General features: G+C 73.0%; 10 protein-coding genes. 3 read left to right on the top strand and 7 right to left on the bottom strand.

What is annotated here, in order from left to right:
- Window positions 1–27 precede the first annotated feature (27 nt).
- From ACGFZA_RS19760 to ACGFZA_RS19770, 3 genes are all read right to left on the bottom strand, one after another.
- The gene (locus ACGFZA_RS19760) at window positions 28–927 is read right to left on the bottom strand and encodes a hypothetical protein (RefSeq protein WP_393680583.1); all 900 of its coding nucleotides are present in this window, start codon (window positions 925–927) and stop codon (window positions 28–30) included.
- Window positions 924–1,937, bottom strand: a complete 1,014-nt coding sequence (locus ACGFZA_RS19765) for an SPFH domain-containing protein (RefSeq protein ID WP_393680585.1) — start codon at window positions 1,935–1,937, stop codon at window positions 924–926. The genes ACGFZA_RS19760 and ACGFZA_RS19765 overlap by 4 nt, the downstream gene beginning before the upstream one ends.
- A gap of 303 nt (window positions 1,938–2,240) precedes the next feature.
- Window positions 2,241–2,870 carry a TetR/AcrR family transcriptional regulator C-terminal ligand-binding domain-containing protein gene (locus tag ACGFZA_RS19770; RefSeq protein WP_393680587.1) on the bottom strand — a complete coding sequence of 210 codons (630 nt, stop codon included), beginning with the start codon at window positions 2,868–2,870 and terminating at the stop codon, window positions 2,241–2,243.
- A 165-nt stretch (window positions 2,871–3,035) separates the two neighbouring features.
- Between ACGFZA_RS19770 and ACGFZA_RS19775 the strand changes: the two genes are divergently transcribed.
- Window positions 3,036–3,878 carry a phosphatase PAP2 family protein gene (locus ACGFZA_RS19775; protein ID WP_393681332.1) on the top strand — a complete coding sequence of 281 codons (843 nt, stop codon included), beginning with the start codon at window positions 3,036–3,038 and terminating at the stop codon, window positions 3,876–3,878.
- The gene (locus tag ACGFZA_RS19780; RefSeq protein WP_393680589.1) at window positions 3,875–4,834 is read left to right on the top strand and encodes a hypothetical protein; all 960 of its coding nucleotides are present in this window, start codon (window positions 3,875–3,877) and stop codon (window positions 4,832–4,834) included. Before ACGFZA_RS19775 ends, ACGFZA_RS19780 begins: the two co-directional genes overlap by 4 nt.
- A 25-nt stretch (window positions 4,835–4,859) precedes the next feature.
- Here the strand turns inward: ACGFZA_RS19780 and ACGFZA_RS19785 are convergent, their stop codons facing one another.
- Together ACGFZA_RS19785 and ACGFZA_RS19790 are read right to left on the bottom strand one after the other, a co-directional pair.
- Window positions 4,860–5,411, bottom strand: a complete 552-nt coding sequence (locus ACGFZA_RS19785) for a PadR family transcriptional regulator (RefSeq protein ID WP_393680591.1) — start codon at window positions 5,409–5,411, stop codon at window positions 4,860–4,862.
- A 61-nt stretch (window positions 5,412–5,472) separates the two neighbouring features.
- The gene (locus tag ACGFZA_RS19790; RefSeq protein ID WP_385286214.1) at window positions 5,473–7,488 is read right to left on the bottom strand and encodes an FAD-dependent oxidoreductase; all 2,016 of its coding nucleotides are present in this window, start codon (window positions 7,486–7,488) and stop codon (window positions 5,473–5,475) included.
- Between the two features lie 233 nt (window positions 7,489–7,721).
- Between ACGFZA_RS19790 and ACGFZA_RS19795 the strand changes: the two genes are divergently transcribed.
- The gene (locus tag ACGFZA_RS19795) at window positions 7,722–8,246 is read left to right on the top strand and encodes a DoxX family protein (protein WP_385286212.1); all 525 of its coding nucleotides are present in this window, start codon (window positions 7,722–7,724) and stop codon (window positions 8,244–8,246) included.
- Window positions 8,247–8,369: 123 nt separating this feature from the next.
- Here the strand turns inward: ACGFZA_RS19795 and ACGFZA_RS19800 are convergent, their stop codons facing one another.
- The gene (locus tag ACGFZA_RS19800; protein ID WP_393680594.1) at window positions 8,370–10,016 is read right to left on the bottom strand and encodes an FAD-dependent oxidoreductase; all 1,647 of its coding nucleotides are present in this window, start codon (window positions 10,014–10,016) and stop codon (window positions 8,370–8,372) included.
- Window positions 10,017–10,043: 27 nt separating this feature from the next.
- Window positions 10,044–10,958, bottom strand: coding sequence for a diiron oxygenase (locus ACGFZA_RS19805; protein ID WP_393680596.1), 915 nt, complete (start codon window positions 10,956–10,958; stop codon window positions 10,044–10,046).
- Window positions 10,959–11,307: the final 349 nt, after the last annotated feature.

Consider the following 11,307-nt stretch of genomic DNA (forward strand, 5'->3'; position numbering starts at 1 on the left):
GCGGGGCGGTGTCCCCCGCCGTCGCGGTCAGCCGGCCAGCCGCAGTGAGGTGGCGGAGATGCCGAGCCGGACGGTCTGGCCCCATGTCAGCTCCACGGCGTCGGCTTCCATGCCGTCGCCGAAGACCACGACGCGGTCGGACTCGACGGTCAGCCGAAGCCCCTGTCCGCGGCCCAGTTCTCCCGAGACCAGCGAGGTGCCCGTGACGGGTGAGGGCCAGGCCTCGCGTACGAACCAGAGCAGCCGGGGATCGGTGGGGGCGGGCAGGGCGAGCGGGCTGCGGCGCTCCTGCCACAGGGAGCGCAGCCACCCGGTGGCGCCGGTGCCCGTGCCGACCAGGACACCGGACGAGGCCTGCGGCTCGGCGGGGGAGCCCGCGGCGTCGGGACCGAGCCGGTAGCGCGCCGTCTGGTGTCCGGCCGGGCCGAGGTAGATCTCGTTGAGGGCCAGAAGCCGTTGGGTGTCGTCGGCCACCGCCTCGACCATGGTGAGCTCGTCCGCCAGGCCGCCCGGCGCCACGGCGGTCCGCAGAAGGGCGGCCGCGTCGGCGGGCCGGTGGCGCACCAGAACGCCGGGATTGCGGCCGGGATCGGTGTCGATGCCCACAACCGGCTGGCCGGAGAGGTACTTGGCGGCGTTCGCGACCAGCCCGTCCTGCCCGACGACCACCACCACGTCCTCCGGCCCGAACAGGAACCGGTCGAGATCCGCGCGCTCCACCCGGGACCGGCGCCACTGCAACGGGACAGCCGCCGCCACGTCGGCGAGCGCCTGCCGGGCCCGCTCGTGCCGGCGGGCGACCTCGTCGATGGACCGGCCCCGGCTGGAGAGGAAGAACGCCGCCTGGCCGTGCGTACCGTGCCGGGCCAGCAACTCCTCGTACTCGGTGGTGCGGTGGACCAGTACCGCCCGCGGCGCCAGGCTCACGCCCGCGTCTCCGGGGCGGGGCGTCCCAGCTTGGTGAGCAGGCCGGTGAGGACGTCGGGGGAGAGGGTGAGGCTGTCGATGCGCGGCAGGTTCTCGGCGAGCCGGGTCGCGGCCAGTGCGTGCAGGGTCGCGGCCTCCACCTCGCCGTGCACCCGCAGCCAGGCCGCCTGCGACTCGGCGCGGGCCGCCCCGACCTCACGGGCCGCCTCGGCCTCGGCGCGGGCGAGGCGCACCGTGCGTGCCGCCTCCGCCTCCGCGCGCACTCCGTCGGCCGCCGCGTGCTCCTCCGCCTCGCGGCGGGTGTTGGTGCCGCGCTGTTCGACGAGCTGTTCCTCACGCCGGGCGAGCTCGATCTGACTGGCCAGCTCGTTCTCGGCGATCGCCCGCTCGCGCTCGACGGCCACGGCACGGCGCTCATAGGTGGCCCGGTCCGCCTCCTGCTGGATCTGCTCGCGGGCGGGGGTGCGCAGGGCCCGTTCCACCTCGGCCTCGGGGCGGATGGCGACGACCCGCACGGCGACCACGTCGATGCCGGTGGCGGGCAGCCTGGGCTCGTCGGCGAGCCCGGACGCCACGCGTGCGCGCACGGCGGCGACACCGTCCACGAGCGCGGCGGCCAGCGGGGTGCGGGCCAGGGCGTCCAGGGTGTGCTGCTGGGCCGTCTCGGTCAGCAGCGTGGCGATCTGCTCCAGCGGGGCGCCGCGCCAGGCGCCGGTGTCGGGATCGACGGAGAAGTCGAGGCGCGCGGCCGCCTCGGCCGGGTCGCTGATCCGGTACGTGACGGTGGCCTGCACGGTGACGTCCTGGAAGTCGGCCGTGCGGGCGTGGAACGCCATGGCCAGCTCCCGGTCGTCGACCGGCACCTCGGAGAGCGCGGCGCTCAGCGACCGGTACCAGAAGCTCAGCCCCGCCCCGTCGTGGGCGAGCCGGCCGCGCTTGTGGTGGCGGATGTGGGCGGTGGGCGCGGAGCGCAGATGGCGCCAGCCGAAGCGCCGGGTGATGTCGGCCATGATCGGACCCCCTCGTTCTCGTCATGGAGACGATAATGGAGACGGCTTTATATCGTCAAGAGGACGAGAAGGGGTGGAATGCGCTGCCCGCTGCCCGCTGCCCGCTGCCCGCTGCCTGATGCTCGTTGCTCGTTTCCCGCTGCCAGGACCCCCGGGTCCGGGTGCACGGACCCGGGTACGGACACGCGGGCGGCCGGCGACTTCCGCAGAAGTCACCGGCCGTCCGGGTGGTGCGCCGCCCCCGTCCCCACGGTGCGGCGCGGGCGGGCCGTCGTCATCCGCTGGGGCGACGGCCCACGTCTGTCAGGCCCCGGACGCGTGCGCGTCCAGGCCGAGTGCGGGGAAGACCGCGCCCTCCACGAAGCGGACGAGGAACGTCTCGTCCGCGTAGGCGCAGTCCAGCAGCGGGCGGGCGCGCATCACGCCCAGCAACTGCGCGGAGACGAACTCCGCGGCCGGGTTGTCCGCGGCCACCTCGCCGCGCTCCACGCCGCGCGCCACCATGGCGTCGATCGCCGCCAGCTCGGGCAGGATCAGCGACTCGCGCAGCGCACACAGCAGTTCGGGGCTCTGTAGCGCGGCATGGCTCAGGGCCAGCATCAGCGGCGTGTCGCGCCCCGAGCCCTCGCCGATGGCGCGCGCAGCTTCGCGCAGGTCACCGGCCAGTGTGCCCGTGTCGATGCGCCCGAGCAGCCCGCGCCGGGTCCCGTGCAGCGCGGCGACGACCAGTTCGGGCTTCGAGCCCCACTGGCGGTAGAGCGTGGACTTGCCGCAGCGGGACCGGTGGGCGACGCCCTCCATGGTGAGTGACTCGTAGCCGCCCTCCCTCAGCATGTCGAGCACGGCGGTGTAGAGCTCCTGGGCCCGCTCCGGCGTGATCTTCGAGCGGCGCGACGCGGTGGCCTGTTCCGGCGCCCATTGCTGCGACGACATGCGCTTTCCCTCTCTGCGACTCTGCGACGAGGTCCATCGATACGCCAGTGTACCGATACGCCGGTGTTCCGATACGCCTCCGTATCGGTACACTGGCGTATCGATACGGCTCGGACTCGTCCCTGCCACCGAAACAGCGCTTCGTCAGCAAAGGGGCACCGGGTGATGTTCGCCGGTAGCAGGCCCGCCGATCGGGAGCCGGACAGTTCTGCCCGACCACCCCTCGTCCGCGAGCTTCTTCTCGTCGTAGGACTCTTCGTGATCTACAAGTTCGGCCGCCAGGCGGCCAACGGTCACGTCGACGAGGCGTACCACAACGCCGGGCGCGTCTGGGACTTCGAACGCGCCGTGCACCTGCCCGGCGAGGGTGTTGTGCAGGCGCTGCTGCTCCACAACGAGACGCTGATCCACCTCGCGAACACCTACTACGCGACCGTGCACTTCCCGGCCACCCTGCTCTTCCTCGCCTGGCTGTACTGGCGCCGCCCGCGCCACTACGTCTGGTCCCGCCGCATCCTCGCCGTGCTCACCGGTGCCGCGCTGGCCCTGCACCTGCTGTTCCCGCTCGCCCCGCCGCGGTTGCTCGCCGCCACCGGACTGATCGACACCGGCCAGGTCTACGGACCGACGGTGTACGGGTCCACACCCGCCACCGACTCGATGGCGAACCAGTTCGCCGCCATGCCCTCGCTGCACTTCGGCTGGGCGGTCATGGTCGGCGTCGGCCTCGTCGTCGCCACCCGCTCGCGGTGGCGCTGGCTGTGGCTGCTGCACCCGGCGATCACGCTGCTCGTCATAGTCGGCACCGCCAACCACTACTGGCTGGACTCGATCGTCGTGGCCGCGCTGCTCTCGGTGGCGTTCGCGGCGCTGCGGCTGCCGCGCACGGAGCCGGTGAAGGCGCACCTGCCGTGGCCGTCCGCGTCCGGCGTGCCGGCCCACGCGGTCACCGCCCCGTACGGCTCCGGCCCCGCCTCCTCCTACGCCTCCTCCGGGACCGGTCGATGAACGCCACCCTGGTCGCCGTCGCCCTGTCGCTCGTCTCCGCGGCCGCCTACGCCTCGGCCGCGGTGGCGCAGGCGCGGCTCGCGGGACGTACCGCGCCCGGCACCGGAACGCTCCGGCTGCTCGGCAGCGGCGCCTGGTGGTCGGCCGTCGGGCTGAACGCCGGTGGCGCCCTGCTGCACGTCGCCGCGCTGAAGTACGGTCCGCTGACCCTCGTCCAGCCGCTCGGCGCGCTCACCCTGGTCGCCGCCGTACCGCTGGGGGCGCGGGCGGCCGGCCGCAGGGTCACGACGACCGAGTGGCGCGGCACGCTCCTGACCCTGCTGGGCCTCGGCGCCCTGCTGATGACCGCGGGCGGTTCCGCCCCGCACGAGACGCTGAGCATGGTCGAGGCGCTGGCCGTCGGCGCGGGGACCATGGCCGTCGTCGCCGGGCTCAGCCGTCCGGGCGCGCGTCCGGGGCTGCGGCACGCGGCGGCCTCCGGCATCACCTCGGGCGTCGCCTCCGCGCTGACCCAGACGCTGACCGTCGCCGTCACCGACCACACCGCGGGCCCCCTGTTCAGCTGGCGCCTGGTGGTCGTCGCGGTGCTCGTCTCGGCCTTCGCGATGGGCGGGCTGCTGCTTTCCCAGACCGCCTACCGGGGCGGCCTCGGCGCACCGCTCGCCGTGGTCACCCTGGCCAACCCGGTCGCCGCGGCGGCGATCGGCCTGGCCCTGCTGGGAGAGCGGCTCCAGGGCGGGACGATCAGCCTGGTTCCCGCGCTGCTGGGCACGGCGGCGGCCGTACGAGGCGTCATCCTGCTCAGCCGCGCCCAGGCGCAGACCGTGCCCGCCGCAGAGGCGGCCGTGGCCGGGCCGGCCCCGAGCGCCCCGTCGAGGGTGGTCATCAAGAGCCCGCGGGCCGCACTGCACCACGAGCACGGACACCTGCGGCGTATCCGGGCCGGCCGGTCGTAGCGACGCTGCCCGCGCCCGGTTGCACCTACGCGAGGTCGGCCGCCGCGGCGCCGGCGTTCTCGTCCAGCGCCCGGGTGAGCCAGCCGATCCAGAAGTTCTCCAGGTCGATACCGCCGCGCAGGACGAGGTGGTGCAGCCGGTCCTTCGACGCGTCGCGCCCGGGCGGGAAGTCCCGCTCCTCGATCTCCAGATACTCCGCGAGCCGGTCCCGGTGCAGCGCGAGATGGCGGCGCAGCTCCGCGTCGAGGCCGGGCGCACCGACGACCGCCGCCGCCCGCATCCGCAGCAGCAGCGGATCGCGGATCTGCTTGGGGTCCTCCGGGCGGGCCACCCAGACGGACAGCGCCTCGCGGCCCGCGGGCAGTACCTCGTACTCCTTCTTCTGCCCCCGGGCCGGCTGGGCGGGGGCCAGCGCCCTGATCTGTCCGGCCTGCTCCAGCTTTCCCAGCTCGCGGTAGATCTGCTGGTGCGTGGCCGACCAGAAGTAGCCGATCGACCGGTCGAACCTGCGGGTCAGCTCCAGCCCCGACGAGGGCTTTTCGAGCAGAGCGGTGAGGATCGCGTGCGGGAGTGACATGGGGTGCATCCTAAGGACGGCCGGGAGGCCGGACCGGCGGTCCGGCCCTCCGGGGCCCCGGTCAGAGCGAGGCGGCCAGTTCCGTGCCCTGGCGGATCGCCCGCTTGGCGTCCAGTTCGGCCGCGACGTCGGCGCCGCCGATCAGGTGCGCGGGACGGCCCGCGGCGAGCAGCTCCTCGTACAGGTCCCGGCGGGGTTCCTGGCCCGCGCAGAGCACGATCGTGTCGACCGGCAGCAGATGCTGTTCGCCGTCGACCGTGACGTGGAGTCCCTCGTCGTCGATCCGGTCGTAGCCGACTCCCGCGATCATGGTGACGCCGCGGTGCCGAAGCTCGGTGCGGTGGATCCAGCCCGTCGTCTTGCCGAGACCGGCGCCCACCTTGCTCGCCTTGCGCTGGAGCAGATGGACGGTGCGCGACGACTTCGGGCGCTCGGCGGTGCCGAGTCCGCCCCGCTCGCGGTACTCGGTGTCGACGCCCCACTGCCGGAAGAACGCCTCCGGGTCCAGGCTCGCCGCATCTCCGCCGTCGGTCAGGAACTCGGCCACGTCGAAGCCGATCCCGCCCGCGCCGACGAGGGCCACCCGGTCGCCCACCGGCGCCCCGTGCCGCAGCACGTCGAGGTAGCTGACCACACTCGGGTGGTCCACGCCCGGGATCGCCGGCGTACGCGGGGTGACCCCGGTCGCCAGGACCACCTCGTCGAAGCCGTCGAGCTCCCCGGCACCGACCGCGGCGCCCAGCCGGAGCTCGACCTTCTCCTCCGCGAGCCGGGTGCGGAAGTAGCGCAGCGTCTCGTTGAACTCCTCCTTGCCGGGCACCCTGCGGGCCACGTTGAGCTGGCCGCCGATCTCCTCCGCCGCGTCGAAGAGCGTCACCCCGTGACCGCGCTCGGCGGCCGTCACGGCGCAGGCGAGTCCGGCCGGACCGGCACCGACGACCGCGACGCGCTTGCGGGTGCGGGTCGGCGACAGGATGAGTTCCGTCTCGTGGCAGGCGCGAGGGTTGACCAGGCAGGAGGTGACCTTGCCGCTGAAGATGTGGTCCAGGCAGGCCTGGTTGCAGCCGATGCAGGTGTTGATCGCGTCCGCCCGGCCCTCGCCCGCCTTCGCGACGAAGTCCGGGTCCGCGAGGAACGGCCGGGCCATCGACACCATGTCCGCGCGCCCCGCCGCCAGGATCTGCTCGGCGACCTCGGGGGTGTTGATGCGGTTGCTCGTCACCAGCGGTACGGACACGGCGCCGCGCACCTTCTCGGTGACCCAGGTGAAGGCGCCGCGCGGCACCGACGTCGCGATCGTGGGGATGCGGGCCTCGTGCCAGCCGATACCGGTGTTGATGATCGTCGCCCCGGCCGCCTCGATCTCCCGGGCGAGCTGCACGACCTCCTCCAGCGACGATCCGCCGGGCACCAGGTCCAGCATCGAGAGCCGGTAGATCAGGATGAAGTCGGTGCCGACCCGCTCACGGACCCGGCGCACGATCTCGACGGGGAAGCGGATGCGGTTCTCGTACGAGCCGCCCCAGCGGTCCTCGCGGTGGTTGGTCGCCGAGGCGATGAACTCGTTGATCAGATAGCCCTCGGAGCCCATGATCTCGACGCCGTCGTACCCCGCGCTCTGCGCGAGCGCCGCGGCCGTGACGAAGTCCTCGATGGTCGACTCGACCTCGTCGTCGGTCAGGGCATGGGGGACGAACCCGCTGATCGGCGCCTGGATCGCGCTCGGCGCCACCAGGCCGGGGTGGTGCGCGTAGCGCCCGAAGTGCAGGATCTGCATGGCGATCCGGCCGCCCGCCGCGTGGACGGCCGACGTCACCACGGCATGCTGGGCGGCTTCCGCCTCGGTGGTCATCTTGGCACCGCCGGGCAGCGAGCAGGCCCGTTCGTTCGGCGCGATGCCGCCGGTCACCATGAGACCGACCCCGCCGCGGGCGCGGGCGGCGTAGAAGGCGGCCATGCGCTCGAAGCCGTTCTCGACCTCCTCCAGGCCGATGTGCATCGACCCCATCAGCACCCGGTTGGGAAGGGTGGTGAACCCGAGGTCGAGGGGGTTCAGCAGATGCGGGTACGGGCTCATGCGTTGGCTCCTCGGGCGGTGTGATTACGCCAGTTCTAGACCACCGAATCGCTGTTGTGCAACAAGTTGCACAATGACGTACGTCGCACTGTGTCACGGGTCACGTGCCGTCCCGGCGCGCCCGGACGGCGTAACAACGCACCCCGTCGGGACGCCGGTGCACGGAGAGTGGACTGCGTACCGCACCGGGCCCCTTCTTCCGGCCGGGCCCCCGAACCCTCCCGGAGATCCTCATGGGCAGCGTCAACCGTCGTGACCTCGGCCTGCTTGTCCTTCGTGTCGGCACCGGCGCGGTGCTGGCCGCGCACGGCACCCAGAAACTCCTCGGCTGGTTCGGCGGCGGGGGCATCGAAGGCACCACGGCCGCGATGGAGGCCATGGGTTTCCACCCGCCCAAGCACAGCGCCGTCGCGGCCGGCCTCGGCGAGGCGGGCGGCGGTGTCCTGCTGGCCCTGGGCCTGGCCACCCCGGCGGCCGGAGCGGCCGCCGCGGGTGCCATGGCGGGGGCCGTGGCCGTCCACGCCCCGGCAGGATTCTTCGCACAGGGCGGTGGCTACGAATACCCCGCGTTCCTCGGCTTCACCGCGGCCGCGATCGGCCTCACCGGCCCCGGCCGCTACTCCGTGGACCACGCCACCCGGCATGCGTTCAACCAGCCCTGGATGGTCGCCCTGGCCTTCGTGGGCAGCGCCGCGGCCGCGGCAGCCGTCGTCGGCAAGCGGGCCAAGGGGCAGATCGCGGAGCCGGAGGAGTTCTGAGCGGGACCCGTCCCGAGGTGTACCCCGTACGCACGACGACCGCCGGCCCCGGAATCCGGAGGCCGGCGGTCGTCGTCCCGGGTGCGTACGCCGGAGGCGGCGCACCCGCCCGCGGCGCCCGGTTCAGCGCGGAGACCGCAGGCGGCCACCCTTCGACGCGGCGATCAACGCGGGGACCGTGGCGAACTTGATCCGCGGGCGGCCCTGTTCGCGGCCGCGGGCCTGCTCGGCGCGGTCGATGGCGGCCAGCCCCCGGGCATCGACCACCTGGCGGCCGCGTCCGCGGGCCAGACGCCCGAACGCCTTGGCCGGGTACGCGGGCGCGGGCAGGGCCCCCGCGACGGCGTCCGCCAGCAGGGTGCTCACGGTCTCGGCGGCGCAGGTGCGGTTGGCCCCGATGCCGCCCGACGGACCGCGCTTGATCCAGCCGACGACGTAGCTGCCGGGCAGGCCCGCCACCCGGCCTCCTTCGTGGGGCACGGTGCCGGCCGTCTCGTCGAAGGGCAGACCCGGGACCGGGAGACCCCGGTAGCCGATCGCCCGCAGGAACAGCCCCGCGGGCATCGACCGAGCGCCGGCGGCGGCCGTCACACGCACCGCCTCGGCACGGTCCCGGCCGAGCACCTCCACAGGTGCCGAGTGGAAGCGGAAGACGATACGACGCCCCGGCGGCGGGGGCTTCGACCAGTCGACCGCCTCACGGGGCAACTCCCGCAGCAGGTAAGCCTTGTCGCCTGCCGCCGCCGCGTCGATCGCCGCACCGGTACGCGGATCGTCCGCGTCCACCACCAGGTCCACGCCCGGCAGATGTCTGAGCGCGAGCAGTTCGGACGCGGTGCAGGCCGTGTCGTCGGGGCCGCGCCGGCCCAGCAGGACGACTTCGCGCACTGCGGAGTCCCGCAGGGCCGCCAGCGCGTGGCCGGCGATGTCGGTGCCGGCCAGCGCGGCGGGGTCGGTGACGAGGATGCGCGCCACGTCCAGCGCGACGTTGCCGTTGCCCGCGACGACCACCCGCTCCGCGGACAGGCCGACCGTCTCGGGCGGGACCTCCGGGTGGGCGTTGTACCAGGACACGAACGACGTGGCCGGGATGCTGCCGGGCAGATCCTCGCCCGGAATGCCGAGCCGGCGGGAGGCGGAGGCGCCGACCGCGTAGATCACCGCGTCGTGATGGGCGGCCAGCTCCTCGACGGTGAGGTCCTTGCCCACCTCGACGCCCAGGTGCATACGTACCCGGGGGTGGGAGTGGAACCGTGCGAAGGTCTCGCCGACCCCCTTCGTCGCGGGGTGGTCGGGCGCCACCCCGTACCGGACGAGGCCGCCCGCCACCGGCAGCCGGTCGATCAGTGTCACCTCGGCGTCGGTGTGCAGCAGCAGGTCCTCGGCCGCGTACATCCCGGCCGGTCCGGTGCCGACGACGGCCACCCGGATCGGCGCGAAGTCCGACGGCAGGCTGCGCGCGAACGACGGCTCGCCCCAGGCGTGGAAGTTCGGCCCGGCGGCCGGCTCGGGCTCACGGTCCGCGTAGTACGCCGCGTTGATCGCGGCGTACTCCTTCTGCGCTCCGGACAGGCTGTCCACCGGGAAGACCGCGTCGACCGGGCAGGCGTCGGCGCAGGCTCCGCAGTCGATGCAGGTCTCCGGATCGACGTACAGCATCTCCGTGCTGCCGAAGGCCTGCTCCTCGGGCGTGGGATGGATGCAGTTGACGGGGCACACCGCGACGCAGGTGGCATCGCTGCAGCAGGTCTGGGTGATGGCGTAGGTCATCGCGTCAGCTCGGGCTCTCGGCTCGGATCAGATCAGGTGGGCGCGCTTGTAGAAGAACAGGGCGGGCTTCGTGAGGAGCCGGGCCGAGGCCAGGAACTCCATCAGGCCCGAACAGCTGGAACGCATCAGGGACTTGTGGTGTTCATTGGCCTTGGCCTCGACGCGGGCGCGCTCGCCGTCGAGCCCCGCGTTCGCGTAGACGTCCCGGTTCACCATGCTGGTGACGATGTAGTACGAGGCGATGGCGACCACGAGCGAGTTGATCTGCCGGCGCAGCGGTCCGGCGGTGCGCAGGCGCCTGCGCGTCTCGTCGCGGGCGAACTTCATGTGCCGCGACTCCTCCACCACATGGATGTTGTTGATCGTCCGGACGAACGGCGCGACCCGCTCGTCCCGCATCCAGTCGCGCTGCATCACGTCGAGCACCTCCTCGGCCACGAGGATCGCCGCGTACGCGGCCTCGCCGAAGGCAAGTGTCTTGAAGGCGCGGCCCAGTTCGATCACCGGCCGGCGCGGCCGGTAGGCCGGTGCGCCCAGCTTCGCGGCACCCCGGGCGAACATGATGGAGTGCCGGCACTCGTCGGCGACTTCCGTCAGCGCCCACTGGAACCTTGGATCGGTGGCGTCCTTGGCGTACATGTCGCGCAGAACCATCTGCTGGAGGATCATCTCGAACCAGATGCCGGTGCTGGCGACCGAAGCGGCCTCCTGGCGCGTCAGCGCCCTGCGCTGCGACTCGGTCAACTCCTGCCAGTACGCGGTGCCGTAGAGCGTGCTCCACTCCGGGCTCGCGCCGTGGTGCCCGGTGTCCAGGGGGGTGTCCCAGTCCACTTCGGTGGCCGGGTCGTAGGACAGCTTCGCGGCCGAGTCGAGCAGGCGCCGGGCGACGTCCTGCTCGGCGAGCCGGTCCTGGTCCTCCGGCCGAACGGTGCTGCTTGCCATGCTGCGGCTCCTTGAATCGAGACAGATCGACCCGACGGCTGCCCGGCCTCTCCTCTCATCCCGTGTCTGCCCGATGGGGGAGACGGTCGCCGGGTGCCGCCCTCGCTTGTTAGACGTAGCGTCTAGCAAGCTGTTAGACGGAAGGTATAGCAAGAGGGCCGCGTGGGCCTAGCCCCGCGAAGGGAATCCGTACGATCTCTCCACGCGAAGGTGAACTCCGGCACTGCGGGCAGCTCTTGTCGGCCGGGTCGCACCGGGAGCCATGGCGATCGCTCCGCCCTGTCCGGCGCGCGGCCGTCATGAGGGGCGGGGGCCAGGGCCAGGGCTGGACCCACTCCTTGAGCCTCAT

Source organism: Streptomyces sp. NPDC048211 (assembly GCF_043202315.1).
In the GTDB taxonomy this organism is placed as follows: Bacteria; Actinomycetota; Actinomycetes; order Streptomycetales; family Streptomycetaceae; genus Streptomyces.

Coding starts and splice junctions, on each gene's coding strand:
- ACGFZA_RS19775 (WP_393681332.1), top strand. CDS start 3,036: ATGTTCGCCGGTAGCAGGCCCGCCGATCGGGAGCCGGACAGTTCTGCC.
- ACGFZA_RS19780 (WP_393680589.1), top strand. CDS start 3,875: ATGAACGCCACCCTGGTCGCCGTCGCCCTGTCGCTCGTCTCCGCGGCC.
- ACGFZA_RS19800 (WP_393680594.1), bottom strand. CDS start 10,016: ATGACCTACGCCATCACCCAGACCTGCTGCAGCGATGCCACCTGCGTC.
- ACGFZA_RS19770 (WP_393680587.1), bottom strand. CDS start 2,870: ATGTCGTCGCAGCAATGGGCGCCGGAACAGGCCACCGCGTCGCGCCGC.
- ACGFZA_RS19790 (WP_385286214.1), bottom strand. CDS start 7,488: ATGAGCCCGTACCCGCATCTGCTGAACCCCCTCGACCTCGGGTTCACC.
- ACGFZA_RS19795 (WP_385286212.1), top strand. CDS start 7,722: ATGGGCAGCGTCAACCGTCGTGACCTCGGCCTGCTTGTCCTTCGTGTC.
- ACGFZA_RS19805 (WP_393680596.1), bottom strand. CDS start 10,958: ATGGCAAGCAGCACCGTTCGGCCGGAGGACCAGGACCGGCTCGCCGAG.
- ACGFZA_RS19785 (WP_393680591.1), bottom strand. CDS start 5,411: ATGTCACTCCCGCACGCGATCCTCACCGCTCTGCTCGAAAAGCCCTCG.
- ACGFZA_RS19765 (WP_393680585.1), bottom strand. CDS start 1,937: ATGGCCGACATCACCCGGCGCTTCGGCTGGCGCCATCTGCGCTCCGCG.